This is a genomic window from Acidiferrobacter sp. SPIII_3 (genome assembly GCF_003184265.1).
Classification (GTDB): domain Bacteria; phylum Pseudomonadota; class Gammaproteobacteria; order Acidiferrobacterales; family Acidiferrobacteraceae; genus Acidiferrobacter.
The window spans coordinates 3,122,621-3,149,318 of record NZ_CP027663.1 but is presented as its reverse complement, the minus strand read 5'-3'; the positions used below and the strand labels follow the sequence as shown (position 1 = coordinate 3,149,318).

Below are 26,698 nucleotides of genomic sequence, written 5' to 3'. Positions count from 1 at the left end.
GGTACGAAGGAGTGGTATGGACGCGAGCGGGCAGGGGATTCGTGTTCTTCAGGGCATGGCGCGGCTGATGGCCGCCGGGGCATTGTGCGCAACAACGGCGGCGGCACACGCCGAAACACTGCGCGGACGCGATGTCAGCCTGATAGCCGGGCACGCGCCGTTATCGGCGCGCGCCCTGTCGGGCTTGCGCGGGCGCTATGTGGCCCCCGAGGGCGTCGTGTACTTCGGGCTGCAGATCGTGAGCCGCTGGACGCAGGCCAACGGCTCGGGCCTTGCCGTTGGCACCAACGTCAGTCTCGGCGTCGATGGCCATGGCCACCCGCATCTCTCCGTGGGCAGTTTCTCGACCGAGAGCAGCGGTACGGGGGGCGCCAGCTCCCCGGGTACCGGGACGATAACCGGCAATCCGATCTCGGGTGTCGCCGGCATCGGGCAGGGTATCCAGACCACCGGTGACGGCAATGTCATAAGGAACACCGCTGTCATCAACGTGGCGGCCGGTGGGCCCGATGGATCCCCATCGTCGGAATCCTCGGGTCCCCAGAATCTATCGGTAACGGGCGCAGGCGGCCACGGCAGCATCGTGTTCAATCCGAACTCGGTGATCGTGGCCATCAATGTGCCGGGACAGGGCGTCATTTCGCAGACGCTCGGGGCCCAGGGGCTTGGGCAGAGCGCGCAGGTCCTGTCGAGCGCCAACAATGTCCTGAATCAAATGAGCTTGAGCGTCGGCTTTGCGCACGCGGGCGGTTTTTCCGCGGCGCAGGTCGGGGCGATCCTCGGGGCCATGAAGGGGCTCTGACGGATTTTGGGAGGAGGCCGAGCCCCCGTAGAGGAGGCCGGTCATGGCCACAGGAATCTTGGATAGAGGCATGTCTCGTCAATCAGCGGGGGCGGAAGGCGCGCGCAGGGGCCGTAGCGGGCCGCCAAGGCGCGCGCGTGAGGATGGGGCGATGCGCGTCTTGGTATTGACCGGCACGCGTCCGGACATCATCAAGAGCGCGAGTGTCGTTCATGCGCTCGAGGCCGACGGCTGCCAGACCTTCCTGGTTCATAGCGGCCAACACGAGCTGGCGGTGTCGGCGCTCTACCGGTTTCTTGAGATGCGGCCATTTGCCACCGTGCGCCTGGGACCGCGTGGACCGCGGCTCGCCGAATTGAATGCGCGGCTCCTTGATGCGCTCGACCCGGTGATCGCGCGCGTGCGGCCCGATGTCATCGTAGTCCAGGGCGACACCACGACCGCGCTAGCGGGCGCGCTCCTTGGTTTCTATCATCGCGTGCCCGTGGCGCACGTCGAGGCGGGGTTGCGCTCGGGCGATTGCGGTGAACCGTTTCCCGAGGAGCTCAACCGTCGGCTCATCACGCGCATCGCCACCTGGCATTTCGCGCCGACACCGCTTGCGGTCGCCTGTTTGCGGCGCGAGGGCGTAGCGCTCAAGGCCATCACCATGACCGGTAATACCGTCGTCGATGCCGCGCTCTTTGGCTATCGCCGCCTCGGGCCGCGCGCCCCCGAGGCATCCGGCGCGCCGCGCCTCATCGTGGTCACCGCCCATCGCCGCGAGAACTGGGGCACGGGCATCGCAGAGATCGGCCGGGGCGTGCGACGCATCGTTGAGCGCTTCGCGGATGTGTCCGTACTCTGGCCGCTTCATGCCAATCCCGAGGTGGCGGCGGCCGTGAGGGCGGTATGGGAGGGGCTTGCGCCGGATGTCCGCCCACGCGTGCGGCTTGTGGGTCCTCTGGCCTATCCCGACATGCTGCGGGTGCTGCGCGGCGCGTGGCTGCTCGTCACCGACTCCGGCGGGCTGCAGGAAGAGGCGGTAACTGCGCGGGTCCCGGTCCTGATCACCCGCCGCCAGACCGAGCGTCCGGAGGTCCTCTCGTGCGGGGCCGGCCGTCTGGTGGGCGCCGATGCCGGGCGCCTGGAGGCGGAGGTCGCGCGCCTCTATCGCTCGCACGCCAAATGGGAGGCCATGCGTCCGGCGCGCTCGCCGTTTGGGGATGGGACCGCCGGGCGGCGTATCGCCGCGGTCCTTACAAAGGCGTGGGCTGCGGGCCGGCGCGCCTCGCCGCCTACCGCCGCCGACGGCCAGGCGCGCGCCGCGGTGGCGTCATGAGCGTTTGGCGAAGGGGCGACTGGCGAGCCCTGGCCGCGTTGCTGGCCATTTGGCTTCCCGGTGTCGCCTGCGCCCATGGATGGGTTGGCATGGGCGGCTCGTATTATCGTTTGACCCAGGGCTACGGGCGCTTCGAGGGTCTCTACGCGAGGGGCGTGTGGGGCGAGGGCTCAAGCACCATCTGGAATTGGGAGGCCGATCACGGGCGCATGTTCGGCTATGAGGAGAGCTACGGTGTCGTGGGCGTCACGCAGACCTTCGCCCCGCGATGGTACGGCTATCTGGGCCTCGCCGCGAGCACTAATTCCGACGTCGTGCCGCAAGACCGGGTCGATGCCAGCCTTTCCTATAAGGCGCTGCCCGATAAGCGCCTGGTAGTCACGGGCGGCTATACCGGCATGCGCTTTCGCGACGGCCATGATGACCGCAGCGCCTGGACGAATCTCACCGCCTACCTCCCGGACTACTGGGTGGCGATGGCCGGGCATGATTGGGCCACGAGCAACCCTGGTTCGGTGGAGGCCCAAAGGAGCTTCGCGGCCTTCGGCTATGACCATAGCGGTCAGATCGAGCTGACCGCGCGTTACGGCTGGGGGACCGAGGCCTATCTCCCGATCGGCGCCCATGTCGCGCTCGTCGATTTTCGCAGCGAAACCGCGTCCCTTACCTGGCGCCAGTGGCTTGGGACCAATTGGGGCACGGACCTCTTCGTGGAGCGATTCGCAAGCCCCTATTACCGGCAGACCGGAGGATCCATCGGTGTCTTCTATCATTTTTGACGAGGAACCCGGGTCGCGTAATGACGCGCGTGTCGCGGGTTGGCGGGGCGGTGTCATTCCCACCCACAGGGGACTACGCATCATGCCCCATGAACGTGGACGGCAGGCATTATCCCTGATGCTGGGTCCGATCTTCGCGCTCGCCGTGGCCTGGGCGATCCGTCCGCTCATCCTCCCACTGTGGGCTTTCATCGAACGGTTCTGGTGCGCCTCTGTCGCGCCGGCGGTGACTGTCATACGCATGCCTTATGCCTTACCATGGGGGGTAAGCCTCCCGGTCCCGGTCCCCGACCTCGGCGCAAGCGGCCCTTCGCGCGCCGCCTGGATGACAAGCGCGGTGCTGGTGGGCGTCACGCTGCTCTTGGCCGTGCTCCTGCGTCGCCGCCACCTCCCACTGTCGCTCGCGCTCTTTACCCTGGCGGTGGTATTTGTCGTCGGCGCCGCCGGGTTTACACCCCTGCTCGCGCCTTTCCCCTATGTGATTCCAGGCTACATCCAGTCGATGCTGCTCATGGGCCTCACCCTCATGTTCATGACCCCGTTCATGCTCATGGTGATCTATTACCCGCTCGACTTCGGTCTGGGCAAGAAGGTCGCCCTTACGTTATTGGCCTTGACATGGCTTGCCCTCATCCTGCCCTGTCAGTTCTGCCTCCAGGCGTTCGTGATAAACGGCCTCGGTCTTATCGCCTTGCCCGTCCTGTTTCTGCTCTTTGGTCTGCTGCTCGATATCATGGGGCTCGTTGCGCTCTACGCCTGGGGTATGAGCTGGAGGCTGCGCCATGAATAACGCCTCTGCCGGCGCATCGCTCGCCCGCCACGCCGTGCCCGTGCATGCCGGCCTGATCGCGGTCCTTCAGCCCACAGCCTACGTTATCGTCGCGCTGGTGGTGTTCTACACCGCCCGCCACCTGTTTTTCACCATGAACCGGCTCTTCGGTCGTCAGCGCCACCCCTATCTCGATATCACCCAGGCGTCATGGCCGCCCGTGACCGTCATCATCCCCGCCCATAACGAGCAGCCGGTCATTGCGCATATCCTCGAACGCATGATCGCCGTCGACTACCCCCGGGAGCGCCTGAAGATCCTGTGCATCGATGACCGCTCCACCGACGCGACGCCGGCCATCCTGGATGACTTTGCCGAGCGCCATCCCGATCGCGTCCAGGTCCTGCACAGGCCTCCCGATGCGCCGCCCGGCAAGGCCGCCGCTCTGGTCGATGCCACCGCCCACCTTATGGGCGACATCGCGCTTGTCTTTGATGCCGACTACCTCCCCGGTCCCGGGCTCGTAAAGCAGCTCGTGGCGCCGTTCTTTGATCCGCAGGTCGGCGGCGTCATGGGCCGCGTCGTCCCCTACAACAGCGGTACCAATCTCCTGACGCACCTTTTGGAGCTGGAGCGTTCCGGCGGCTATCAGGTCGATCAGCAGGCGCGCGCGAACCTGCGTCTGATCCCGCAGTTTGGCGGCACCGTCGGTGGTGTGCGGGTGAGCGCCCTACGTGCCATCGGCGGCTGGGACCCGCGCGCCTTGGCCGAAGACACCGACATCACCTATCGGCTGGTCATCGCCGGCTGGAAGATCGCCTACCAGAATCGCTCGGAATGCTACGAGGAGGTCGTGGAGTCGTGGCCCGCCCGTTACCGCCAGTTGCGCCGCTGGTCGCGGGGGCACAACCAGGTCCTGTTTCGCCATTTGTGGCCGCTTTTGCGTTCGTCGCGCGTGACCGGCCGCGAACGCCTCGACGGCGTGTCTCTGCTCGGTATCTACGCCATGGCGCCGGCGCTCCTCATGGGGTGGCTCGTGCTCTATCTCCTGTGGTTATGCGGGGACAACGGCGGCGGTCTTTTACTCATGCTGGCGGTGGTGAGTTATGGGACCTTCGGGAACGCCGCGGCATTCTACGAGATCGCCTCGGCCCTGCGCCTGGACGGGGAGCGCGACAAGGTCAAGGGTGTACCGCTCATCCTGGTCGGGTTTTTCGTCTCCACCTACGCGGCGACCGCCGGGTTCCTGGCGGCCATCGGCGACAGGCTGCGGCCACGCCGCATGCAATGGCACAAGACACCCCGTTACCGCGATCAGGCGCAGGCCGCGCCCGACCCGGCGGCGCCGACGCGCCTTTGAGGAGAACATTATGCTGGTGCTATTCGCCGCCGTCACGACCATCCTTTTTCTGCTCCCGTTCACCCCGACCGCGGGCCTGTTTCTGCGTCGCCGCCAGACCCTCGGGCCATCCCCGTTGTCCGCGGGGGCTTATGCGCCGGATCACTTCGCGCGCAATCTCATCACAAAGCTGCGCGCGCGCGCGGCGTTGATCGCGCAGCCTGTGATCACGGTATTCGAATACCGCTTGGATGACGAGCCGCTCTTGATCCTGCCGGCGTCCATGCGCCGGGCGCCTTCGGAGTGCGCCACGAAGATGAGCTATGCCCTGGCGGACGCGGTTTTGCCGGGGGCCCTCGCATGTGACAAGGAGATTGCCGCCGAGGGATCGTTGCTGACGGGGGGAAACGCCCGCTACCGTGCCCTGTACGCGGCCGATACCCTGCATATCGGTGGGAATTCCACGGTCATTCGGTGGTGCCACGCGGATACCCACTTGAAAGTGGACAAAGGTTGCCGGATACTCGGCCGTGCATCGGCCAACAAAACAATAAAAGTCGACGCGCCATGCCTGTTCATGACTCTCACGGCCCCGACTATTCTGATCGGGCCCGCGGAACCACGGATGGGCAGCGCGAAGGCGGGGGATTTGGCATCGGCGAGCGGCACGGATCATGTGGCCCGCGAGCCGGTGTCGCTGGCCGCGGGGACAAGACGGCATGGATCGATCAAGGCGCATGGGCGGCTATGTGTGGGCGCCGATAGCGTCATAGAAGGGGCGCTCGTGTGTGAGGGCGATATCGTCATAGGGCCGGGCTGCCTGATATGGGGTCCCATAGTGGCCGAGGGCGATGTCCGCATCGCCGAGGGCTGCGAGGTCGGGCGGCCGGATCATCCGGGATCCGTGGTCGGCGAGGATGTCGAGATCGCCGTGCCCGCCGTGATCCACGGGGCCGTGCATGCGCGTCACAGCGGAATCGTTACAGAAAAGTCAACAATAACAATACTATAAATTGCTTTGGGGTCGGGTAGGGCGGGCAGCCCCTGATCCCCACCACGCGAGCTTTAAGGAGTATCACTGTGCGCACGCGATCCTGTCACCCGGTTTTCGTGGCGCTTGCCGTGGCATGCGCCTGGACCCCACAGGCTTGGGCGGGGACCTCTCCCACGGGTCCGCTCGATGTCCAACACAAACCCAAGGCCCAGGAGAGCGTGCAGGCCGTCTATCGCCAGCAAAATGCCCTGTTCAAGGCCGGACAGTGGATCCTGCAGCCCGGGGTGAGTTACGCCTACTCGGACAGCAACGCCTTGACCCTGAACGGGTTCCTGGCCCTCGGGGCGATCTTTCTCGGACAGATCAATGTGAGCAAGGTGCAAAGCAACATCGAGACCTTGTCGCTCCAGACCAGTTACGCCCCCACGAATGACCTCGAACTGTCGGTGACCGTACCCTACCTGGCCCGGCAGAGTACGTATGTATCGGTCGGCGTCAATAGCTCGAGCCTGCAGGCGAGCCAGCAGGACGTGACCAACAAGGGCCAGATCGGGGACGCCAGCGCCGCGCTGTATTATCAAATCTCGGGAAGCAGCGGGGGGGCCGCGACCATCTGGAACCTGACCGCCAAGGCGCCGACCGGACGCGGGCCCTACGGCATTCCGGTGGTCACTCAGCCGCAAAACAATAATCTGAGTTACCCCGAGTCCCTCCCGACGGGCAACGGGGTATGGTCGGTATCGACGGGCCTGACCTTCATAAAGCCGGTCAGTCCGGCCATCCTCTTTGGAAGCGTGAGCTACACCTATAACATTCCGCGCAGCTTCGGCAACATCTCGAGCACCACGACACCCCAGCCTGGGCAGGTCGCCGGTGGCAATTCCGTGAGCTTTGGGGGTGGTACCGCCTTTGCGCTCAATCGGCGCGTGAGTCTCACGCTGTCCATGGCCGAGACGTTCATCGCCGAGACGCGCATAAAGCCCGCGGGCGGCGCCTGGCAGGCGGTGGTCGGCAGCAGTGGCAACGCCGCGGTCTTGAATCTGGGCATGTCCTATGCCGACAGCCGCCGGGTGACGATCGTCACCAACGTGGCCGTGGGACTGACCAAGGACGCCCCCAATATCGATCTCAGCGTGACCGTGCCGACGACCTTTTGAGGATTCAGGGGGGGGGGGGGGGGGGCGCCATGGATCCATGCGGACGCCTGGCAGTGACGGACCATCCGCCGGTCGATGCGGGAGTCGCGGGGATCGGGATGTCCAAGGGTACGCCGGGGGCGGGCGGGAGGCCGCCGCGAGCTTTCGTATGACCGCGTGGTGGTGATTCGGACGGGCCCAGTCCCGGTTGGGGAAGGCAGGAAGGAGACAAGATGCCAGGAGCAAAGAGCGATACCGATACCGAACAGTCCGGGTTTCGTGTCGGGCCGGGGGCCGAACCCCGCGCGTTGCTCGTCTATTGCGCCGCCAAGACCCTGCCGTTTCGCGAATCCGATATCACAAGCCGGGGGTGGAGCCTGACGCGCGTCGGGGCGTGGGGGACGGCGCGTTCTTATATGGACCGTCTGGGTGCCGGCGTCGGCATCGTGTGTCTGCAGGACACCAGCGAAAAGGCGGTCGCGGATGCCGAGGCCCTGCTCGGCTATGGCCACAATCGGTTTCGGTGGATCGCGATCCTCGACCTCGCGTTTCTGAAAAGCGCGGTCGCCAATCACCTCATCAGCGAGTGCTGTCTCGACTTCCATGTGGCGCCGGTGGATGTGCCACGGCTTTTGCACAGTCTCGGTCACGCCCTGGGGATGGCGCACTTAAGCCGCAGCCGGGGCAACGGAGTTTCGGAAAACCGCTTTGAAAAGAACATCATAGGCGCGAGCCAGGCGATGAAGGCGACCGTTCAACGGATCGCCAAGATCAGCCAATCGGACGCGCCGGTTTTGATTCAGGGCGAGACCGGTACCGGCAAGGAGCTATGCGCCCTGGCGGTCCACGCCCACTCGGCGCGTAGCGCGCGCCCATTCGTCGCGGTCAATTGCGGGGCGCTGCCCGACAAGTTGATTCAGTCGGAGCTCTTCGGTCACGAGAAGGGCGCATTCACGGGCGCGCATCAGCGCAAGATCGGGCGTATCGAGGCGGCCGAGGGCGGCACGCTTTTTTTAGACGAAATCGGCGACCTGTCGCTCGACCTCCAGGTGAACCTTTTGCGGGTCTTGCAGGGCGGGACCTATGAGCGCGTGGGGGGCACCGAGACCATGCGCGCCGACATCCGCGTCATCGCCGCCACGCACGTCGATATGGAAAAGGCGGTGGGCGAGAAGCGGTTTCGCGAAGACCTTTATTATCGCTTGAATGTGCTGAATCTGGATGTGCCGCCACTGCGCAGTCGCGACGGTGACGTGGCGCTGCTCGCCCGCCATTGGTTTGACAAGTTTGCCGCGGAGAGAAACCCACAGGTACGCGGCTTCAGCCGCGACGCCCTGGCGGCCCTGAGCCGACACCATTGGCCCGGCAACGTGCGCGAACTCATCAACCGGGTGCGGCGCGCGATGGTGATGTGCGAGCGGCAACTGATCGGGCCCGAGGACCTCGGTCTCGACCATGTCGGGCCCCACCACGACATTCCGGTCGAGGAGACCTTGGCCGAGGCGCGTGAACGGGCCGAGCGCGAGGCGATCTGCGAGGCCGTCGACAGAAGCGCGGGAAACCTGTCGCGCGCGGCGCGATCTCTTGGGATTTCGCGCGTGACGCTCTACCGCTTGCTTGACAAATATCAGATCCCCCATCGCCTGCCGCGGAACTGAAGCGGCCCGCGACGGCCGACGGGTGGGGTTGCCAACGGCTAGAAGCCGACCATGACGTGGAGCAATTTGCGGTAGGGCAGGTACGCCGGATTGTGTACGCGCACGAGTTCCTTATGCCCGAACATGTCGCGCAGGGGCTTGGTCGCGGCCCGGCCGGCGGGACTCAAAAGCGCGACCATGATCTTGTGGCGCAAGGCCGGCGGGACCACGGCGCTCACCGAGAAGGCCTGGTTGGGCAGTCCCGGCACCTTGTAGGCCACTTGGAGCTTGCCCGGGAATCGCGCCTCCTGGCGCTTGAAGACCGGGAGCGGCTCGACGGCCGCCATGCAGTTGCCCTCGATGATGTTGCGCGCCGCGGCGCCGAAGCTGTGAATGACGACGATATAGGGTTGGCGTTCGGGATTCGTAAACCAGCTGTCCAAGGTCAAGGTCCCCAAATTGGGCGGCGAGAATGCGCACACCGAGCGCCCGATCAGGTCCTGGACCTTGCGTACGGGGCGCCCCCCTTTTTTGGTGACGAGCACGAAATTGAGTTTGCCGCTCAACGCCGCGAGTGCGTCGTCGTGCCAGTGGGCGATGCGCCACCCTATGAGGGCCGGGCCGTCAAAGTAGATGGCGGCGGTATTGTTGTGCACCTCGGCCATGTAGGTGAGCCAGTTGCTGGTGTAATGAAACGTGATCGGCGCCCCCGTGGCGTGCGCGAGAAAGTCCGCGATCTTGCCATAGACGGCGTCCGCCTGGGCGAGCCCCTGGCGGGGCGGGGCGATCATGACATAACGCGCGGGCCGGTCGGCGGCGTAGGCGGAGGCGCAAAAAAGGCTCAAGATAATCGCAATGGCACGCAACATAGTGTCTCCTCATGTATCCGCGACGGGAGTGTCCGCACCGCCGGCAGTCCCCGAAAAGGCCCTGGCGTGGGCACTTCTTATTATTGGAGCCCTGTAAGATTAGACCGCGTGTCCGTGCTTGCAAGGGGTGGCCCGCGGGCACGCGCCGGCTTGGCGTTCGCGCGGGCGGACTGATATAGTCGGTTCGCGACAGACAGCTTGCGGGAGAGGCCCGCCCCTCGGGGCCGGGCGCCGACGACGCAACCGCCCGGAAACGTACCGGCAAAAGGACCGCGAGGCTACTACCGTCGACTCTGGAGAGAGACTGCGCGGCAGTCCACCGAAGGGGCACAAGCTCTCAGGTCGTGGGACAGAGGGGTGACTGTGGATAGGCTCGCCGCCTTATGGCGCGAGTTCGTGTGAATCGAACGCGAGATTTCTCATGGGTCACCGTACCCCGCTTTATGAAGAGCACGTCCATGCCGGCGCCCGCATGGTGGATTTCGGCGGGTGGGACATGCCCCTTCACTATGGATCGCAGGTCGCCGAGCATCACGCCGTACGCCAGCGGGCCGGAATCTTCGATGTCTCGCACATGCGCGCCGTGGAGGTCCGTGGCGCCGACGCCCGCGCCTATCTCCGGTACATGCTCGCCAATGACGTCGACAAGCTCGGCACCCCGGGAAGGGCGCTTTACGGCTGCCTCCTGAACGAGCAGGGCGGCGTCCTCGATGACCTGATCGTCTATTTCCTGGCGCCCGACTGGTTTCGGCTGGTGGTCAACGCCGGACCCGCGGAGGGCGATATCGCGTGGCTGCGCGCGCATGCCGGGCGCTTTGGCGTTGACATCACGCCGCGCCCGGATCTGGCCATGATCGCCGTGCAGGGGCCGCGCGCTGACCATGCGGCATCCCAGGTTCTGGGGGATGAGGCCTACGCGGCGCTCGCGTGCCTGAAGCCCTTCCATGGCGCGTTCATCGGCGACACCTTCCTGGCGCGCACCGGATACACGGGAGAGGCCGGTTTCGAGATCCTCATCGACGCGCGCGCAGTGGCCGGCCTGTGGCGGCGGTTTAGCGATCATGGGGTCGTGCCGGCCGGTCTTGGGGCTCGCGATACCCTGCGCCTGGAGGCCGGCATGAACCTTTACGGGCATGACATGGATGCCACGGTGTCGCCGCTCGAGTCGGGTCTGGCGTGGACCGTGAGCCTCTCGGCCGAGCGTGAGTTCATCGGACGTTCCGCCCTTTTGCGGCAGCGCGCGCAGGGTGTCGCGCGTAGACTCACGGGGCTTGTGCTCCGCGCCCCCGGGGTCGTGCGCGACGGCCAGGATGTACAGGGACCGTGGGGGCGGGGCACGGTGACGAGCGGCAGCTTCTCACCGTCGCTTGCGCGCGGTATCGGGCTCGTGCGCGTGCCGGCGGCGGCGGCGGACGGGGATGCCTGTGAACTCATCGGCCGCTCCGGACAAGTGCTGGATGCGCGCCTGGTCACGCCGCCGTTCGTGCGCCAGGGGCGCGCACTGATCGATCTTTGAGGGGGGAGAGATGAGCAAGGTACCAGGGGATTTGCGTTACACCAAGAGCCACGAGTGGGTGCGCGAAGAAGGCGCGCTGCTGGTCGTCGGCATTAGTGACCACGCTCAGGATCTGATGGGTGACATGGTGTTCGTGGAACTGCCCAAGCCCGGGACGCGGGTGGATGCCGGCAAGGAGTGCGCGGTGGTCGAATCCGTCAAGGCCGCCTCGGACGTGTATGCGCCGGTGGCGGGCGAGGTGACGGCGATAAACGAGGCGCTTGCCAGCGCCCCGGAGACGCTCAATACCGACCCCTATGGCGATAAACGAGGCGCTTGCCAGCGCCCCGGAGACGCTCAATACCGACCCCTATGGAAACGGCTGGCTTTTCAAGCTCAAACCCGCCGATCCCGGCGCCGCTCGCGCCCTGCTCGACGCCGCCGCCTACGAGACCCTGCTCGCGTCCGAAACCTAGATCATGCCATTCACTCCCCATACCGCGGCCGAGACCGCCGCCATGCTCGAGACCATCGGCGCCCGGTCGCTCGACGACCTGTTCGACGAGATCCCCGCGCGCCTGCGTTCGGGACCGCTTGCGGGCGTGCCCCAGGCCCTGACCGAGCAGGAGATCGGCCGGCTCATGCGCGAGCGCGCCGCCGCCGATGGCGAGTTTCTGACCTTCGTCGGCGCCGGGGCCTATGAGCACCATATCCCCGCGGCGGTCTGGGAGATCGCCGGCCGCGGGGAGTTTTATACCGCCTACACGCCCTATCAGGCCGAGGCCAGTCAGGGCACGCTCCAGCTCCTCTACGAGTTCCAGACGATGATCGCAAGTCTCGTCGGTCTCGATTGCGCCAATGCGAGCCTCTACGACGGCGCCTCGGCCCTGGCCGAGGCCGTGCTCATGGCCGTGCGGTTGCATGGCCGGTCCCGGCGTGTGCTGATTCCAGAGACCGTGCACCCTCTGTATCGTAAGGTTGTGCAGACCATCGTTTCGGCCCAGTCGATCACGCTCGACCTCGTACCCATGGATGCCGCCGGGATCACCGACGCCGGGGCGCTTGCGTTGCGCCTCGAGGGCGCCGCCGGGCTCGTCATCCCCCAGCCGAATTTCCTCGGGTGCCTGGAGGACGTGCACGCCATGGCGGCGGCCGCGCGCGCCGCCGGGGTGCTCGCCATCGGGCTTGTAAACCCCATCGCCTGCGCGCTCATCGTGCCTCCGGGCGAATGGGGGCCGGGCTGTGACATCGCGGTCGGCGAGGGCCAGCCGCTCGGTGCCCCCCTGTCCTCGGGCGGACCCTATTTCGGCTTCATGGCATGCCGCCGCGAGCATGTGCGACAGATGCCGGGGCGTATCGTCGGGCGTACGGTGGACGTGGCCGGCCACGAGGCCTACACCCTCACCCTGCAGGCGCGTGAGCAGCACATACGCCGCTCCCGCGCGACCTCGAACATCTGTACCAATCAAGGCCTGTTGGTTACCGCCGCGACGGTCCACATGGCGCTGCTCGGGCCCGAGGGCCTAAGGCGTGTCGCGGCCGCCGCGCACGCCAACACCGCGGCCCTGCGCGCGCGTCTTACGGCCATACCCGGCGTGCGCGCGGCGTTCCCCGATACGCCGTTTTTCCATGAAGTGGTCTTACGGCTTCCGGTGCCGGTGCCTGAGGTCCTGCGCGCGCTCGAGGCGCAGGGTATCCTCGGTGGCTGCGCGCTTGGCGAGTTCTACCCGGCGTTCACAGACAGCCTGCTCGTATGCGCCACGGAAACCAAGACCGAGACCGACATCGCGCATTACGCGTACCACCTCGAGCGTATCGTAACCAGGCGCCGGCTTGATCCGCCGTGCGCTTACAAGGATGACAACCCAAGGAGCCCCTAGAAATGGCCAAGATAACCCTCAAAGGCACGCCATGCACGACCTCCGGCGATCTTCCCAAGGTCGGCGCCAAGGCCCCCGACTTCAAGCTCGTCAACGGCTCGCTCGCCGATGTCGGACTTCAGGATTTCAAGGGCAAGAAAAAGATCATCAATATCGTTCCAAGCCTCGATACGCCGGTGTGCGCGGTCAGCACGCGGCGTTTCGATGAATACGCCGCCAAGGATCAGAACACCGTCGTGCTGGTGGTGTCGTCCGACCTCCCGTTCGCGCAGGCCCGCTTCTGCTCGGCGGAGGCGACGCATGTGGTCCCTCTGTCGATGATGCGCGATCGTCATTTCGCGCGCGACTACGGGGTCCTGATCCAGGACGGGCCGCTCGCCGGCATCACCGCGCGCGCGGTGGTCGTGCTCGATGCCGAGAACAAGGTCCTGCACGCGGAACTGGTCTCCGAGATCGGTCACGAGCCGGACTACGCGGCGGCCATCGCCGCCGCCAAGTGATCCGCGCGTGCTGATCTTCGAGCGCGGCGCCCCGGGGCGCGTCAACGCACCGCAGATGCCGCGTCCGTTGGCACCGCCGGCTGATATCCCGCCTGCGCTCCTGCGGCGCGCTCCACCCGCCTTGCCGCAGGTCTCGGAGCTTCAGGTGGTGCGCCATTACACGCGCTTGAGTCAGCGCAATTTCGCCATCGACACGCATTTTTATCCGCTCGGCTCGTGCACGATGAAGTACAACCCCAGGGCCGCGCATGTCGCGGCCCTGCTTCCGGGGTTCGCGAACCGCCATCCGCTGGCGCCGGAATCGACGGGGCAGGGTCTCATGGCCTGCCTCTTCGAATTGCAGGAGATATTGAAGGATGTGACTGGCATGCGCGCGGTCTCGCTTACGCCGATGGCCGGGGCCCAGGGGGAGTTCGCGGGGGTGGCCATGATTCGCGCCTACCATGTCGCCCGCAATGACCTTGAACGTGACGAGATCCTGATCCCCAAGGCCGCTCATGGCACGAACCCGGCGACCGCGGCCATGTGCGGCTATCGCGTGCGCGAGATCGATGTGCGCGCCGATGGCGACATCGACCTCGCCGCGCTCGATGCCGCGATCGGACCGAGGACCGCGGGCCTCATGCTCACCAATCCCTCGACCCTGGGGGTATTCGATCGGCATATCGAGGACATTGCGCAACGCGTGCATGCCGTAGGCGGGCTCTTGTATTACGATGGGGCCAACCTGAACGCCATCCTCGGCCAGGTGAAGCCCGGTGACATGGGTTTTGATGTCGTTCACCTGAACCTCCACAAGACCTTCGCGACCCCTCACGGCGGGGGCGGCCCCGGGGCGGGCCCGGTCGGGGTGGGCGAGCGCCTGCTGCCGTTTCTGCCGGTCCCGATGGTCGGCGAGAGCGGGGGGCGCTATTACTGGATCACGGAAAAGACCCGGCCGCAGTCGATCGGACGATTGTCCACCTTTGCCGGCAATGTCGGCGTGCTCTTGCGGGCCTATGTCTACGCGCGCCTCGTGGGTCGCGAGGGCATGGCGCGCATCGCGCAATATGCGGCGCTGAACGCCAACTATCTCCTGGAGCGCCTGAGCCGTCTGGGCTTCGAGCCCGCCTACCCTGGCCGGCGCGCGGCCCATGAGTTTCTTTTGACGTTGAAGGGCTTGAAGGAGAGGAGCGGTGTCAGCGCGCTCGATGTCGCCAAGCGGTTGCTCGACAAGGGTTATCACGCGCCGACCATCTATTTTCCCTTGATGGTCCCGGAGTGTCTCCTGATCGAGCCGACCGAGACCGAGAGCCGCGATGAGATCGATGGCTTCGTGGCGGCCATGGCTGAGATCCTCGCCGAGGCCGAGACCACGCCCGAACTCTTGAAGGCCGCGCCCCACACGCTGCCCGTGCGCCGGGTCGATGAGGTGCGCGCGGCGCGCGAGCTCGATCTGGCCTGGAGGGCTCATCCGGCCACGGCTTGAGGCCGCCCGCTCCCGGGCCATCCATCGGGTGTTTCTTCCACTCGGGCCGACAACGATTTGAGGGGCGCTCGATGACCGCTATGCTCTGCGCCATCGAGTCGCCCCACATTGAACAGACGGCCCGGTCATGAGGATTTTTAAGTAACATGACAGCACTCATTTGCGGATCTTTCGCGTTCGACACGATCATGGTCTTTCCGGACAAGTTCGGGCGGCACATCCTCCCCGACCGGCTCCACATCCTGAATGTGTCATTCATGGTGCCGAGCATGCGCCGCGAGTTCGGCGGTTGCGCCGGCAACATCGCCTATAACCTGAATGCGCTCGGGGGCCGGGCGCTTCCCATGGGGACCGTGGGTGAGGACTTTCTGCCCTACGCCCAATGGATGGACCGCCATGGCATCGCGCGCACGCACGTGGCCGAGGTGCCGGGGACCTACACCGCCCAGGCCTTCATCACCACCGATCTCGACGACAACCAGATCACGGCCTTTCACCCCGGCGCCATGGCCGAGTCGCATCGCAACCGCGTGGCCGACGCCGCCGGCGTGACACTCGGGATCGTCTCGCCAGACGGGCGTCAGGGCATGATCGATCATGCTCGGCAGTTCGCCGAGGCCGGCATTCCGTTCATCTTCGATCCGGGCCAGGGCCTGCCGATGTTCGACGGCCCCGAGCTCCTGTCCTTCATTGATCAGGCCGACTATGTGTGCGTGAACGACTATGAGGCGGGGCTGCTTGTCGCGCGCACCGGCCTCGATGTCGCAGCCCTCGCCGACCGTGTCCGCGCCTTCATCGTCACGAAGGGCGCCGAGGGCTCGGAGATCCGCGCGGGCGGCCGCATCCATCATATCCCGGCGGTATGCGCCGAGCGCGTTTGCGACCCCACCGGCTGCGGCGACGCCTACCGTGCCGGTCTGTTGTTCGGGCTCGGGCAGGGCTTTGATTGGGAGACGACCGGGCGCGTGGCCTCGCTCCTCGGTGCTCTTAAGATCGAACACGCCGGGACACAAAACCACGCGGTCGACCCCGAGACCTTTCGCGCACGATTCGCGGATGTCTTCGGATATCGCCTGAACGGAGGATAGCCTTCCATGTTGTTGGGATCCGTATTTACCTTGCTGAAGTCCGTGCCGGCGATCTTCTATGCCATAACGACCGGCTCGACCATCACCCTGAGCGGTCTTTACATGCAAAACCGCAGCGAATCGGAGCGCAATACCGAACGCCTGCGTCATGATGCCTTGATGCGTGACCGTGAGCGCGACATGGCGCTGCGCCGCGAGGTCTATTTGAAGTCGGCCGAGGCCCTGGCCCATGCCCAGGAGTATCTCGCGGCATTCGCGCGCGACGATCTCGCCGCCGACCAGCACGAGGCGCTGATTCGCGGCATAGGAGGCGATCTCAACAAGGTGCATATCGTGGGCTCGCTTGCGACCGTGCAGGCGATTGTCGAGGCCAACGAGTTCTTCGTGCGCAGCGTCGCCGATCTGGGGGTTGAGCAGCTCCCGGTGAAGCGCTTGAAGGAGGAGATCAAGGCCGAGGAGCTCTTGATCGAGGCCGCCGGGGGGCGGCGCGACGAGGCGCTGGCGCGCATGCGCGAAATGGACCGCGCGCAGGCCACCGAGTCGGCCTTCTGGACCGTCCAGAACCAGATCCTGGCCGAGGCCCAGGCCGCCATAGAGGATGCCGTCGAGCACCTGCGCGAACTGCGGGAGACGCTGCTCGTAAGCGAGGCCCAGCTGTTGCGCGATGCGGCCCACGCCGGCATCGCCTTTGGGGCGCTCGTGGTGCGCGCCAATGTCGCCATTCGCCGGGAACTCGAACTGCCTTTGGATACCGAGGCCTATATCGGGCTCATGGAACGTTCCCAGGAGGCCTTGACACGCCATGTAGGCAATTTCCAGGAGCAGGCCATGGAAGACCGGCGCAGCCTCGTGAAGAGCCGTCTCGCCCCCGCGCGCGGCGCCTTCGTGCACTGGTTCAGCCGGCAGAAAGAGCCGACCGTCCCCCCGGTTGCCGAACGGCCGGCCGCGCAGGAGGGCTGAGGCGCGGCATTCCTGTTACATGCCATCCTTGATGCCCTGGCGCACGAGCCACCAGTTGGCCGGGTAGGTGGTGATGAAGCCCACGCTCATGCCGATTTGCATCATGAACCAAAAGACCGGATCGTTGGCCTTGAGGCCAGGAAACCAGACGCCGTCCACGAGCGCCATCCAGGCAAAGAGCCCGGCCTCGAAGGCCATGAGCGATAGGGTATCGGCCTTGATGGCGGCCACCAGCGCGCTTCGGGGCGCGAGGCCGCGGGCGGCGCGGATCGGCAGATATTGAAACCAGATTCCGAGCAGATAGGCGCAGCCGAAGTCGCCCAGGTAGGAGCTCGCGAGCATGTTCCCCGCCAGGCGCCAACCGGTCAGGTAAAGCGTCCCCTCGGCGATGATGTCTCCGAGCGTGCACCCACCCCCGCAGTGGCTGGCGGAGACGAATACTCCTTGCCACCGCGACCGGCGCGATACCCGGCCACCCCTTGCGGGCGCGCGCCCGAACCAGAGATAAAAGAAAAGCCCGAGGGGACCCATGTAGAGGCCGGTGACGGGCCATGTGACCTCCATGATACCCGTCGATTGACGGCGGCCGCGCGCGATATCGATGATGATGAAACCGGCGCATCCGCACGCTACGATCAGTGAGACCCATGCGAGGTCCGCGAGGACCGAGGGGTAGGGCATGGCGGCCTCGCTCGGACAGGATGGATGCGTCCCGGGAGGCTAAGGGAATGCCTGTCTCCCCGCCATCGTCCGCGCGACGGGGGCCGGTGCGCCCCTCAGTCGTCCGCCACGAGCGGCAGGCCTTCCGCCTCCCACAAGACACAACCGCCGGCGAGATTGCGGACATCATCAAAGCCCATCTGCTGTAGGGTGTCGGCGGCGAGCGCGCTACGTGCCCCGGATTCGCAGTACACCACCACCAGCCGCTCCCGGGCCGAGCACAGGGGTTCGACACGATGCGGGCTCGCGGGGTCGGCAGCCCCCTCGAGCGTGCCGCGCGGGATCAGGATCGCCCCGGGGATATGGCCGGATGCGAACTCCGCGGGTTCGCGCACATCGATCACGAGTACCGCCTCGTTATCTTCAAGGAGATTGTCGAGTTCCTCGGCGGGGATCTCATGGATGCGGCTGCGGGCACGGGCGACGAAGTCGCCGATGGTCATGGGCATGACGGGCTCGTCCTCAATAATGGGTTGTCGTCATCACAGCATAGTCCGTTCGAGCACGGCCTCGAAGCCGGCCTCGTCTTTCACCGGCGCCTCGCACCGCAGGCCCTGACAGGCATAGGCGACCACCGCGTCTAAGGGCGCGCGGGCCGCGAGCCCGGGCGGCAGGTCCTGGGCGTCGTCGGGGATGGCGTAGACCGCGCGGCGCGGCGCAAAGCCGGCCTGCGCGCGCTCATGCCACCGGGCGAGCGCGTCCTGCGCCCCGCGCAGGATGATGATCGCCGGTGGATCAGCGGCGTCTTCCCAGGCCTCGATCAGCGCGGCATGCATGGACGGGTAGTGGGCCAGTGCCGCGAGCCCGGCATCGACCGCCTTTCGCGCGGGGGCCTCGAGCGTCGGGCAGGCGAGCAGGTGGGCGAGACGGTAAAGCGCCGAGGCGGCCACCGCATTGCCCGATGGCAGGGCATCGTCGGAGAAGGATTTGGGCCGGTAGAGGGGGGTCTCGTGGTCGCCGGCGGTGAAGTAGAAGCCGCCATGCTCGTGATCCGCGAAATCGGCAAGCAGCCGCTTGGCCAGGGCCTGGGCGAAGACCAGATCATCCTGGCGCCAGCGCGTCGCCAGGAGTTCGAGCACCCCATCGAGCAGGAAGGCGTAGTCGTCCAGATAACCGTAGGGGCTCGTGCGGCCATCCTTGGTGACCGCGGACAGGCGCGCGCCATCCCAGAGATCCACGCGTATGCGATCACAGGCCCGGCACGCCGAGTCGACAAACCGCGGGACGCGAAGGAGCCGTCCGGCGCGCGTAAGGCCCTTGATCATAAGACCATTCCAGGCCGTCAGGATCTTGTCGTCGCGGCCCGGGCGCGCGCGTCTTGCGCGCACGGCTATGAGCTTGTCGCGCGCCCGCGCAAGACGTTGCGCCGCCTCCTCCAGCGGCAGGCCCACACGGGCCGCGACGTCCTCCAGGGGGGTTGCGATCACGAGATGATAGGCGTGCCCCTCGAAGTTCGGCGCCTTGTCCAGGCCATAATATGGGATCGCCACCGCCCTCTCGTCGGCATCGAGCGATTCCTCGAACTCCGATCGCTGCCACAGATAAAAGGCCCCCTCCTCGCCGCCGCTGTCGGCGTCGAGGGTGGCGTAGTAGCCGCCTTGCGGGGCCTCCATGTCACGCAGTACCCAGTCGCCGGCCGCTATCGCCGCGTCCCGGAAACGGATATCACCAGTGGCCGCGAAGGCCTCGGCATAGAGCGGGATGAGCTGCGCGTTGTCGTAGAGCATCTTCTCGAAGTGGGGGATGGACCATTGGGCATCGACGCTATAGCGGAAAAAGCCCCCCTCCAGATGGTCATAGAGCCCGCGGTCGGCCATGGCGTGCAGAGTCGCGCGCAGCATGGATAGCGCCTCCGGGTCCGCGTGGCGGGCGTACGCCAGCAGCAGCCGGCGCACGCCGCCTTGATGGGGAAATTTCGGGGCGCCCCCGAATCCGCCGTCGACCGTGTCGAATTGCCCTTTGAGTTCCGCCACGGCGCGATCCGCCGGGGATTCATCCGCCGTTGCGTCCGGTGCCACCGTGACCGCATCGCCGGCGGCCAGGATCTCGCGCAGGCGCGGCCCCTGGGCGGTCAGCTCCGCGCGGTGCTCGCGAAAGTAGCGCTCCACATGGACGAGCAGATCGGGAAATGCCGGCAGCCCGAAGCGCGCCTCCTTGGGAAAGTAGGTCCCCCCGAAAAATGGCGTCAGATCGTCGGGCGCGAGAAACATGGTGAGCGGCCATCCCCCGGCGCGGCGCGCGAGCAGGTTGTGCGCCGCCTGGTAGATTCGGTCCAGGTCCGGGCGCTCCTCGCGGTCGACCTTGATGCATACGAACAGGCGGTTCATGACCGCCGCCACCGCCTCGTCTTCGAATGACTCATGCGCCATCACATGACACCAGTGGCACGCTGAATATCCCACGGACAAGAGGATAGGCTTATCGGCCTTACGCGCCTCGCGCAGGGCGGTTTCGTCCCAGGGCTGCCAGGCCACCGGGTTGTCGGCATGCTGTTTCAGATAGGGGCTCGTCTCGCCGCCGAGCCGGTTGTTGAGATTGTTTGTATCCATGACGTATCCCTGTCCCCAAAGCGCCATTGTACGCCGCTTGTCCCGGGAGGCGCTCCGTTCTTGGTATAATGGCGCCATGTCTCTCCCCGTCATTCGATTGCGGCCGCGCGAGGACCGGCGCCTGCGCGCCGGCCATCTGTGGGTATTCAGCAACGAGGTCGATTGCGATGCCACACCCCTTACGGCATTCACGCCGGGCGATGCCGTGCGGATCGAGAGCGCGCGCGGCCGGTGTCTGGGCGTGGGTTATGTGAATCCGCGATCGCTCATAAGCGTGCGCATCGTGAGCGCAAACCCGCACGCCGTGATCGGCCGCGATTTTCTCGTGGCGCGATTGCACGAGGCGCTTGCCTGGCGCGAGCGTATCTACACCGCCCCCTTTTATCGGTTGGCCTTCGGCGAGGCCGATGGATTACCGGGCCTCGTCGTCGACCGTTACGGCGATGTGCTGGTCGCCCAGTTCACGACCGCCGGCATGGAGCGCCTGAAGACGGATGTGATCGAGGCCCTGGATCAGGTGGTTCGTCCGAGCAGTGTTCTCGTGCGCAACGATACCGCAAGCCGCGCGCTCGAGGGTCTGCCCTCCTATGTCGAGGCGGCGCTCGGTGAACCGCCGGCCGAGATCACGGTCGTCGAGGGTAGCTGCCGGTTTCGCGTGGCCTTGGGGGTGGGTCAGAAGACGGGATGGTTCTACGACCAGCGACCGAACCGGACGCGGCTTTTGCCCTATGTGGCGCACGCCCGGGTCCTGGATCTCTTCAGCTATGTCGGCGGTTTCGGGATCCAGGCCGCCGCCCACGGCGCCGATCACGTCACACTCGTGGACGCCTCCGACCGGGCACTCGCCTATGCGCGCGGCAATGCCGCCGATAATGGCGTGGCCGCGCATGTGGCCACCGTCCACGGGGATGTCTTCGAGGTGTTGCGCGAGCTGCACGCCGCGGGCGAGCGTTTCGATGTGGTGATCGTGGATCCGCCCGCCCTCATCAAGCGCCGCAAGGATTACGAGGCGGGGCTTGGTGCCTACCAGAGGCTCAACGAGGCGGCGCTCGCGGTCCTTGGGGCGGACGGTGTCTTGCTGTCGGCCTCGTGTTCGCATCACTTGGAGCGCGAGACCCTGGCGCGGGTCGTGGCGCAGGCGGCCATGCGCCTGCGGCGCGGGATCCAGTTCGCAGACGAGGGTGGGGCGGGCCCCGACCATCCGATCCATCCGGCGATCCCCGAGACTGCCTACCTGAAGGCCTTTGTGGCACGCTCCTTGTCGGTCCTCTAGTGCCGGTTGTCGCCGCCGCCGCCGGTCCGTGACGAGGCGTTTTGCGCGGAATTTTGCGAGCCGGGCCGTTTCTTTAGGCGGATACGCGGGACCGGTGGCCCCCTTAGAATGCGTGCGCAGGGAAAACGGGCAGGGAATTTTCTTGTCCAACCGTGCGAGGTCAGAAACGGAGGACACGCAATGATAAGGAAAGGAGCACTCGTCAAGACAGGGATGATGGCGGCGTTTACGCTCGCGCCGGTGGTCGCTTCGGCCCATTACTGGGGCGCGCCGCTATCAGGCCTCTATATCGGCGCCGGCGGCGGCGGGGCGCGCAATCGCAATCTGAGTTCCAGCGTCCCCGGGCCGTTTGTCAATTTCAAGCGCACCCGGCCCGCCTGGAAGGCATTCATCGGTTATGCGTTCAACCGCTTCTTTGCGATCCAGGGCGGCTACCAGAACCTGGGCACGGACAGCATCGGCACGCCCGTGGGCTCCGAGAAGATCCGCAATCGCGGTTACGACGTCAACGGGCTGCTCAGTTTTCCGTTTACGCCGGTGTTCTCGCTCTTTGTCGAGGGCGGCGGCTCGCGATTCCGCACGCGCACGGTCACTCCGGTCTCCACGACCGTGACCCATGACGGCACGCACCCCGATTACGGCGCCGGCGTGCAGATCAACGTTGCGCGCCATCTGGCCCTGCGTGGACAATGGCAGCAATTTCTCATTCCCCATAACGACACGCAGTTCTACAGCGGCAGTCTGCTGTTTCGCTTCTAGCGAGCGGCGGCGCGGGCCCGGGATTCCGGGCCCGCGGGCACCGTACTCACGGCGCGATCCACAAGGTCTTGATGTTGGTGAACTCGCGCACACCATAGAGCGAAAGCTCCCGTCCGTAGCCCGAGGCCTTCACGCCTCCGAAGGGTAGCCTGGGGTCGCTCTTCACCGGGGCGTTCACGAAGCTCGATCCCGATTCCAGGCGTCGCGCCAGGGCCGCCCCGCGGCGCGCATCGCCGGTCCATAGACTGGCCCCGAGGCCATAGCGGTTGTCGTTGGCGAGCGCCAGCGCCTCGTCGCTATCGCGCGCGCGCAGGATGGTTGCCACCGGGCCGAAGAGTTCCTCGCCATAGGCGCGCATGCCCGCTCGCACATGGTCGAGGATCGACGGCGGATAGTAGCTGCCGGGCCCTTCGGGGATCTGGCAACCGAGGCGTGCCGTGGCCCCGTGACTTAAGGCCTCGCTCACCTGCTCGTGGAGGGCCTGGCGCAGATCACGCCGCGCCAGCGGACCCATGAGCACCTCCGGGTCGCGCGGGTCGCCCACCTTCAAGGCCTTGACGCGCCGCGTAAAGCGTTCGAGAAAGGGTTCGGCCACGGACTCCACCAGGATCAGGCGCTTGGCGGCTATGCAGCTTTGTCCGGCGTTCTGGTAGCGGGACATGACCGCGGCCTCTGCGGCGCGGTCGAGATCGGCATCGGCCAGGACGATGAAGGCATCCGATCCGCCGAGCTCGAGCACGGTCTTTTTCAGGGCGCGTCCGGCGGCCGCGGCCACCGCGCGTCCCGCGGCCTCGCTGCCTGTCAGGGTGACGGCGTGGATGCGCGGATCGTCGATCAGGGCCGCGACCGCCGGCGCGCGCACCAACAGTGTCTGGAAAAGACCCTCGGGGGCCCCGGCCTCGCGGAAGATCCCGGCGATCGCAAGGGCGCATTGCGGGACGTTCGCGGCGTGTTTCAGCAGGGCCGCATTGCCGGCGGTGAGCGCCGCGGTGGCGAACCGAAACACCTGCCAGAACGGGAAGTTCCACGGCATGATGGCCAATATGACGCCCAGCGGCAGGAATGCCACCCGCGCATCCGCATCACCGATGCCGGCCGGCTCGTCATCGAGCAGGCGTTCGGCGTGTTCGGCGTAGTAGTCGCAGGCCCATGCGCACTTCTCGATCTCGGCGCGGGCCTCGGTCACCGGTTTGCCGACCTCGAGGGTGATGATGTCGGCGTAGCGGTCACGCCCGGCGCGCAGGATCGTGGCCACCTTTTGCAGGAACGCGCCACGCTCGCGCGCGCTGTGCCCCCGCCATGCGCGCGCGGCCTGCGTGGCGCGCACAAGCGCCGCCTCCACCCCGTCCGGCCGGGTTTCGGGGAAGCTTGCGACCCTTTCGTCGGTCGCCGGATTGATGCTGTCGAATGACATGGCGCCATCCCTTGCACTGTTTATTGGCTCAAGTATAGTAATTCCATCTCGTTACTGCAGTCAGGCCCGTGCGCCTTGCCCAAACCTTCGTTCTCGCCTTGGCGTTTTCGAGCGTGGCCTACGCGAATACCCCGTTGGCGCTCGACAGGCTGCGCTATCGTCAGGCGCTGACAGCCCTGAACGAGGCGCGTTACGGCACGTTCCGGCATCTCTATCATGAGTTGGACGGCTACATCGCCCGTCCCTACCTGCGTTACCACTATCTCATGGATCGCATGCGCCACGACCGGCCACGGGCGGTGGCGGCATTCCTCGCGCGCTACCCAAAGCTCCCCGTGACCGCCAAGCTGCGCCGCGCCTGGCTCACGTTCCTGGCCCACCGGCATGAGGACAAGCGCTTTCTCGCGGCCTACGAACCGAATCTCGGCTCCGATGTCAGCCTGCATTGCTACGACCTCGCCGCGCGTGCGCGCGCGGGGCAGGACGTAGCGTCAGCGGTGCGCGCGTTGTGGCTGACCGGACAATCGTTGCCGCGCAGCTGCCAGGGGTTGACCGCGCACTGGCTGCGTGCGGGCGGGGCGAGCCAATCGCTGTTGTGGGCGCGCACCAAACTTGCCATGCACGCCGGCAATGTCACCCTCGTCAAGCGCCTGCGCCCGGTGTTATCGCCGGCGCACGCCCTGTGGGTGCATCGTTGGCTCGTGCTCACCGCGCACCCCGCGCGCGCGTTGGCGCACATCGATTATCCGCTGACCCTAAAACGCGCCCGTCACATGGTGCGCGCGGCGGTGGTGGCGCTCGGTTGGCGCAGTCCGACGCTCGCCATGTCGCTCTGGCAGCAGCTGCGCGCGCGCCAGCCGCTGCCCGGAGAAGACAATAATTATGTCCTGCGCGGACTTGGACTGATAGCCGCTAAAGACCACTTACCCGAGGCCTTGCCGTGGCTGTCGGCCGCGGTCCCGCGCACGAATGATGGCCGGCTTGTCCGCTGGCGGGTGCGCGCCGCGTTACGCGAACGTGCGTGGGGCGATGTGCTGATGTTCATTGACGCCATGCCGCCTGCCATGCAACACCGACAGGAGTGGCGGTATTGGCGGGCGCGGGCGCTGGCCGCGAGCGGCCATGCCCGGGCTGCCCAGGCGATATTCGCGAGGCTCGCGGGACGCTTTGGCTACTACGGATTTCTCGCGGCCGACCGGCTGGGACGACCCTATCACATCCCGAATGTCCCTCTGACCGAGCCCGTGGGGCTCTTGCGGGCCGTCGATCGCCTGCCGGGCATTCGCATGGCCCACGAGCTCTTCCGCTTGCACCAGCACCGCGAGGCGCGGGCGCAGTGGTTTCAGGCATTGCATGGGCTTTCCGAGGATCAGATCGAGGCCGCGGGCCTGCTCGCCTCGCAGTGGGGCTGGCGCGATTGCGCGATCCTGACGCTTGCCGGCACCCAGGCCAAGCATGCGCTCGGCATCCGTTTTCCCTTGCTCTACCGTTCCCTCATCGAGGCCGATGCCGGACGCAACAAGATCGACGCGGCGTGGGTGTACGGCATCATCCGCCAGGAGAGCGCGTTTATTTTCGATGCGCGCTCCGATGTCGGCGCGCTCGGCCTCATGCAGCTCATGCCGCAGACCGGATTCATCACTGCCCGCGAGATCCATCTGCCGATCACCGGCGATCGCGACCTGATCGACGTCGCCAACAACGTGGACGTGGGGACGCGCTACCTGGCGGACGTCCTGCTGCGCGCGCGCGGCGAGGAGCCGGTGGCCACCGCCGCCTACAACGCCGGGCCGACCGCGGCCATTTCCTGGCTCCCGGTGCGCGCACCCCTTCCCGCCGATATCTGGATAGAGACCATCCCCTATCGCCAGACGCGAGGCTATGTCAAGAATGTCCTGGCGTTTACCGCGATCTATGACTACCTGCTAAAGGGTCGCCAGGATGCGCTGCTGACCCGCATGAAGCCTATCCCTCCGGCCGTCGAGCTGGCCGCGAATGGGGGTTAGGCCGGGCGCGCTCGTCGTTCTGCTCGGGGGCTGCGGTTTCGTGGGTCGCGCGCTGGTTCGCGAGATGCATCATCGCGGCTATCGGCTGCGACTCGTGACGCGTCGCCCCGATCGCCATCGCGACCTGCTGGTCCTTCCGCGCCTGGAGCTATGGGAAGGCGATGTCCATGACGAGCGCTTCCTGCGGCAAGTCGTGGCTGGCGCCGCGGCGCTCGTCAATCTGGTCGGTATCCTGGACGAACGGGCCCCGGGGGATTTCGTGCGGGTGCACGAGGAGCTGCCGGCGCGCGTGGCCCGCGCCGGCTGCGGGCTACGGCTCGTGCAGGTGAGCGCCGCGGGCGCCGATGCTGCCTCCGATAGCCGCTATCTGCGCAGCAAGGCGCGCGGTGAGCAGCGGCTGCGGGCCCTGGCACCGGCCGCCATTGTCGTGCGGCCGAGCGTCATTTATGGGGCGGGTGACCACTTCGTGGGCCGTTTCCAACGGCTCCTGCGCTGGGCGCCGCTGGGACTCCCGGTACCGCTCGCCGACAGCCCCATGGCCCCCGTGCATGTCGACGATGTCGCCGCGGGGATCATTGCGATCTTGGCGCGCACGGCCGCTGCCGGCCGCGACTATGGCTTTTGCGGCCCCGAGGTCATGACGCTTTGGGAGGCCGTGGCCGCCATTGCCCAGCGTTCCGGCCGTGCCCGTCCGCGCAGGCTTTCGTCCGCTACGAGCCTTCTATTGGCGCGCGTCCTCGGCCATTGGCCGGGGGGCCCGTTTTCCATCGATCAGTGGCGCACCCTGCGCGCGGGATCGGTATGCCCGGCCGAAGTCCCCGGGCTGCCCGATCTCGGTGTGACCCCCAGACCCTTCCGCGAGGCGCTCAAGGACCTCATCCCCGAACCCTGCTGACGCACGGCGGCACCCGGAGGACGGAAGGACGAACGGGGCGTGTTG

The 26,698-nt window shown here is 66.4% G+C and carries 23 protein-coding genes, 1 pseudogene and 2 riboswitches; of the genes and pseudogenes, 19 read left to right on the top strand and 5 right to left on the bottom strand.

Features of this window, described 5'->3' with window-relative positions; all coding sequences use genetic code 11:
• The first annotated feature begins 16 nt into the window (after positions 1–16).
• The 8 genes from C4901_RS16035 to C4901_RS16000 all read left to right on the top strand — a co-directional run bounded on the left by C4901_RS16035 (position 17) and on the right by C4901_RS16000 (position 8,798).
• On the top strand, positions 17–802 hold the full coding sequence (locus C4901_RS16035; RefSeq protein ID WP_110138207.1) for a hypothetical protein: 786 nt from the start codon (positions 17–19) through the stop codon (positions 800–802).
• Positions 803–953: 151 nt separating this feature from the next.
• Entirely contained in the window at positions 954–2,123 is a 1,170-nt protein-coding gene (gene wecB, locus C4901_RS16030; RefSeq protein WP_168185782.1) for a non-hydrolyzing UDP-N-acetylglucosamine 2-epimerase, read from the top strand.
• Positions 2,120–2,902 (top strand): YaiO family outer membrane beta-barrel protein, encoded by a 783-nt coding sequence (locus C4901_RS16025; RefSeq protein ID WP_168185781.1) that lies wholly within the window; start codon positions 2,120–2,122, stop codon positions 2,900–2,902. The genes wecB and C4901_RS16025 overlap by 4 nt, the downstream gene beginning before the upstream one ends.
• The gene (locus tag C4901_RS16020; RefSeq protein WP_145960763.1) at positions 2,883–3,692 is read left to right on the top strand and encodes a hypothetical protein; all 810 of its coding nucleotides are present in this window, start codon (positions 2,883–2,885) and stop codon (positions 3,690–3,692) included. The genes C4901_RS16025 and C4901_RS16020 overlap by 20 nt, the downstream gene beginning before the upstream one ends.
• Entirely contained in the window at positions 3,685–5,031 is a 1,347-nt protein-coding gene (locus C4901_RS16015) for a glycosyltransferase family 2 protein (protein ID WP_110138198.1), read from the top strand. Before C4901_RS16020 ends, C4901_RS16015 begins: the two co-directional genes overlap by 8 nt.
• 10 nt (positions 5,032–5,041) lie before the next feature.
• Positions 5,042–6,022 carry a hypothetical protein gene (locus C4901_RS16010; RefSeq protein WP_110138197.1) on the top strand — a complete coding sequence of 327 codons (981 nt, stop codon included), beginning with the start codon at positions 5,042–5,044 and terminating at the stop codon, positions 6,020–6,022.
• A 68-nt stretch (positions 6,023–6,090) separates the two neighbouring features.
• The gene (locus C4901_RS16005) at positions 6,091–7,161 is read left to right on the top strand and encodes a transporter (RefSeq protein WP_110138196.1); all 1,071 of its coding nucleotides are present in this window, start codon (positions 6,091–6,093) and stop codon (positions 7,159–7,161) included.
• 212 nt (positions 7,162–7,373) lie between these two features.
• A complete protein-coding gene (locus C4901_RS16000) occupies positions 7,374–8,798 on the top strand; it encodes a sigma-54 dependent transcriptional regulator (RefSeq protein ID WP_110138195.1) in 1,425 nt (474 codons plus the stop codon).
• Positions 8,799–8,836: 38 nt separating this feature from the next.
• On the opposite strand, the gene C4901_RS15995 is transcribed toward C4901_RS16000, so the two are convergent.
• Positions 8,837–9,646 carry a phosphate/phosphite/phosphonate ABC transporter substrate-binding protein gene (locus C4901_RS15995; protein WP_110138193.1) on the bottom strand — a complete coding sequence of 270 codons (810 nt, stop codon included), beginning with the start codon at positions 9,644–9,646 and terminating at the stop codon, positions 8,837–8,839.
• Positions 9,647–9,837: 191 nt separating this feature from the next.
• A riboswitch (glycine riboswitch) is annotated at positions 9,838–9,929 on the top strand.
• A riboswitch (glycine riboswitch) is annotated at positions 9,930–10,009 on the top strand.
• A 58-nt stretch (positions 10,010–10,067) separates the two neighbouring features.
• Here C4901_RS15995 and gcvT point away from each other — a divergent pair.
• The 7 genes and pseudogenes from gcvT (at position 10,068) to C4901_RS15960 (ending at position 17,037) form a co-directional block, all read left to right on the top strand.
• The gene (gcvT, locus tag C4901_RS15990) at positions 10,068–11,162 is read left to right on the top strand and encodes a glycine cleavage system aminomethyltransferase GcvT (protein ID WP_110138191.1); all 1,095 of its coding nucleotides are present in this window, start codon (positions 10,068–10,070) and stop codon (positions 11,160–11,162) included.
• Between the two features lie 10 nt (positions 11,163–11,172).
• Positions 11,173–11,617 (top strand): annotated as a pseudogene (gene gcvH, locus C4901_RS15985) (glycine cleavage system protein GcvH).
• 3 nt (positions 11,618–11,620) lie between these two features.
• Positions 11,621–13,021, top strand: coding sequence for an aminomethyl-transferring glycine dehydrogenase subunit GcvPA (gcvPA, locus tag C4901_RS15980; RefSeq protein WP_110138189.1), 1,401 nt, complete (start codon positions 11,621–11,623; stop codon positions 13,019–13,021).
• Positions 13,022–13,023: 2 nt separating this feature from the next.
• Positions 13,024–13,521: a thiol peroxidase gene (gene tpx / locus C4901_RS15975; RefSeq protein ID WP_110138187.1), complete on the top strand. Its 498-nt coding sequence runs from the start codon at positions 13,024–13,026 to the stop codon at positions 13,519–13,521.
• A 7-nt stretch (positions 13,522–13,528) separates the two neighbouring features.
• Positions 13,529–14,989: an aminomethyl-transferring glycine dehydrogenase subunit GcvPB gene (gene gcvPB / locus C4901_RS15970; protein WP_110138185.1), complete on the top strand. Its 1,461-nt coding sequence runs from the start codon at positions 13,529–13,531 to the stop codon at positions 14,987–14,989.
• A 146-nt stretch (positions 14,990–15,135) separates the two neighbouring features.
• Positions 15,136–16,077 (top strand): carbohydrate kinase family protein, encoded by a 942-nt coding sequence (locus C4901_RS15965; protein ID WP_110138183.1) that lies wholly within the window; start codon positions 15,136–15,138, stop codon positions 16,075–16,077.
• A 6-nt stretch (positions 16,078–16,083) separates the two neighbouring features.
• Positions 16,084–17,037: a hypothetical protein gene (locus C4901_RS15960; protein WP_110138181.1), complete on the top strand. Its 954-nt coding sequence runs from the start codon at positions 16,084–16,086 to the stop codon at positions 17,035–17,037.
• A 15-nt stretch (positions 17,038–17,052) separates the two neighbouring features.
• Here C4901_RS15960 and C4901_RS15955 read toward each other — a convergent pair whose 3' ends face one another.
• From C4901_RS15955 to C4901_RS15945, 3 genes are all read right to left on the bottom strand, one after another.
• The gene (locus C4901_RS15955; RefSeq protein WP_110138179.1) at positions 17,053–17,718 is read right to left on the bottom strand and encodes a DUF4396 domain-containing protein; all 666 of its coding nucleotides are present in this window, start codon (positions 17,716–17,718) and stop codon (positions 17,053–17,055) included.
• Positions 17,719–17,813: 95 nt separating this feature from the next.
• Positions 17,814–18,206, bottom strand: a complete 393-nt coding sequence (locus C4901_RS15950) for a rhodanese-like domain-containing protein (protein ID WP_110138177.1) — start codon at positions 18,204–18,206, stop codon at positions 17,814–17,816.
• Between the two features lie 33 nt (positions 18,207–18,239).
• The gene (locus C4901_RS15945; protein ID WP_110138175.1) at positions 18,240–20,306 is read right to left on the bottom strand and encodes a thioredoxin domain-containing protein; all 2,067 of its coding nucleotides are present in this window, start codon (positions 20,304–20,306) and stop codon (positions 18,240–18,242) included.
• A 76-nt stretch (positions 20,307–20,382) separates the two neighbouring features.
• Between C4901_RS15945 and C4901_RS15940 the strand changes: the two genes are divergently transcribed.
• Complete coding sequence (locus C4901_RS15940) at positions 20,383–21,579, top strand: class I SAM-dependent rRNA methyltransferase (RefSeq protein ID WP_110138173.1); 1,197 nt, start codon at positions 20,383–20,385, stop codon at positions 21,577–21,579.
• A 180-nt stretch (positions 21,580–21,759) separates the two neighbouring features.
• Positions 21,760–22,338 (top strand): outer membrane beta-barrel protein, encoded by a 579-nt coding sequence (locus tag C4901_RS15935; RefSeq protein ID WP_168185780.1) that lies wholly within the window; start codon positions 21,760–21,762, stop codon positions 22,336–22,338.
• Between the two features lie 46 nt (positions 22,339–22,384).
• Here C4901_RS15935 and C4901_RS15930 read toward each other — a convergent pair whose 3' ends face one another.
• Positions 22,385–23,752: an NAD-dependent succinate-semialdehyde dehydrogenase gene (locus C4901_RS15930; RefSeq protein ID WP_110138169.1), complete on the bottom strand. Its 1,368-nt coding sequence runs from the start codon at positions 23,750–23,752 to the stop codon at positions 22,385–22,387.
• Between the two features lie 68 nt (positions 23,753–23,820).
• On the opposite strand from C4901_RS15930, the gene C4901_RS15925 reads away from it, so the two are divergent.
• Together C4901_RS15925 and C4901_RS15920 are read left to right on the top strand one after the other, a co-directional pair.
• Positions 23,821–25,758, top strand: a complete 1,938-nt coding sequence (locus tag C4901_RS15925) for a transglycosylase SLT domain-containing protein (protein ID WP_110138167.1) — start codon at positions 23,821–23,823, stop codon at positions 25,756–25,758.
• Complete coding sequence (locus C4901_RS15920; RefSeq protein ID WP_110138165.1) at positions 25,748–26,653, top strand: NAD-dependent epimerase/dehydratase family protein; 906 nt, start codon at positions 25,748–25,750, stop codon at positions 26,651–26,653. Before C4901_RS15925 ends, C4901_RS15920 begins: the two co-directional genes overlap by 11 nt.
• Positions 26,654–26,698 lie beyond the last annotated feature (45 nt).

Coding starts and splice junctions, on each gene's coding strand:
- C4901_RS16035 (WP_110138207.1), top strand. CDS start 17: ATGGACGCGAGCGGGCAGGGGATTCGTGTTCTTCAGGGCATGGCGCGG.
- wecB (WP_168185782.1), top strand. CDS start 954: ATGCGCGTCTTGGTATTGACCGGCACGCGTCCGGACATCATCAAGAGC.
- C4901_RS16025 (WP_168185781.1), top strand. CDS start 2,120: ATGAGCGTTTGGCGAAGGGGCGACTGGCGAGCCCTGGCCGCGTTGCTG.
- C4901_RS16015 (WP_110138198.1), top strand. CDS start 3,685: ATGAATAACGCCTCTGCCGGCGCATCGCTCGCCCGCCACGCCGTGCCC.
- C4901_RS16010 (WP_110138197.1), top strand. CDS start 5,042: ATGCTGGTGCTATTCGCCGCCGTCACGACCATCCTTTTTCTGCTCCCG.
- C4901_RS16000 (WP_110138195.1), top strand. CDS start 7,374: ATGCCAGGAGCAAAGAGCGATACCGATACCGAACAGTCCGGGTTTCGT.
- C4901_RS15995 (WP_110138193.1), bottom strand. CDS start 9,646: ATGTTGCGTGCCATTGCGATTATCTTGAGCCTTTTTTGCGCCTCCGCC.
- gcvT (WP_110138191.1), top strand. CDS start 10,068: ATGGGTCACCGTACCCCGCTTTATGAAGAGCACGTCCATGCCGGCGCC.
- gcvPA (WP_110138189.1), top strand. CDS start 11,621: ATGCCATTCACTCCCCATACCGCGGCCGAGACCGCCGCCATGCTCGAG.
- tpx (WP_110138187.1), top strand. CDS start 13,024: ATGGCCAAGATAACCCTCAAAGGCACGCCATGCACGACCTCCGGCGAT.
- C4901_RS15965 (WP_110138183.1), top strand. CDS start 15,136: ATGACAGCACTCATTTGCGGATCTTTCGCGTTCGACACGATCATGGTC.
- C4901_RS15960 (WP_110138181.1), top strand. CDS start 16,084: ATGTTGTTGGGATCCGTATTTACCTTGCTGAAGTCCGTGCCGGCGATC.
- C4901_RS15955 (WP_110138179.1), bottom strand. CDS start 17,718: ATGCCCTACCCCTCGGTCCTCGCGGACCTCGCATGGGTCTCACTGATC.
- C4901_RS15950 (WP_110138177.1), bottom strand. CDS start 18,206: ATGCCCATGACCATCGGCGACTTCGTCGCCCGTGCCCGCAGCCGCATC.
- C4901_RS15945 (WP_110138175.1), bottom strand. CDS start 20,306: ATGGATACAAACAATCTCAACAACCGGCTCGGCGGCGAGACGAGCCCC.
- C4901_RS15940 (WP_110138173.1), top strand. CDS start 20,383: ATGTCTCTCCCCGTCATTCGATTGCGGCCGCGCGAGGACCGGCGCCTG.
- C4901_RS15935 (WP_168185780.1), top strand. CDS start 21,760: ATGATAAGGAAAGGAGCACTCGTCAAGACAGGGATGATGGCGGCGTTT.
- C4901_RS15930 (WP_110138169.1), bottom strand. CDS start 23,752: ATGTCATTCGACAGCATCAATCCGGCGACCGACGAAAGGGTCGCAAGC.
- C4901_RS15920 (WP_110138165.1), top strand. CDS start 25,748: ATGGGGGTTAGGCCGGGCGCGCTCGTCGTTCTGCTCGGGGGCTGCGGT.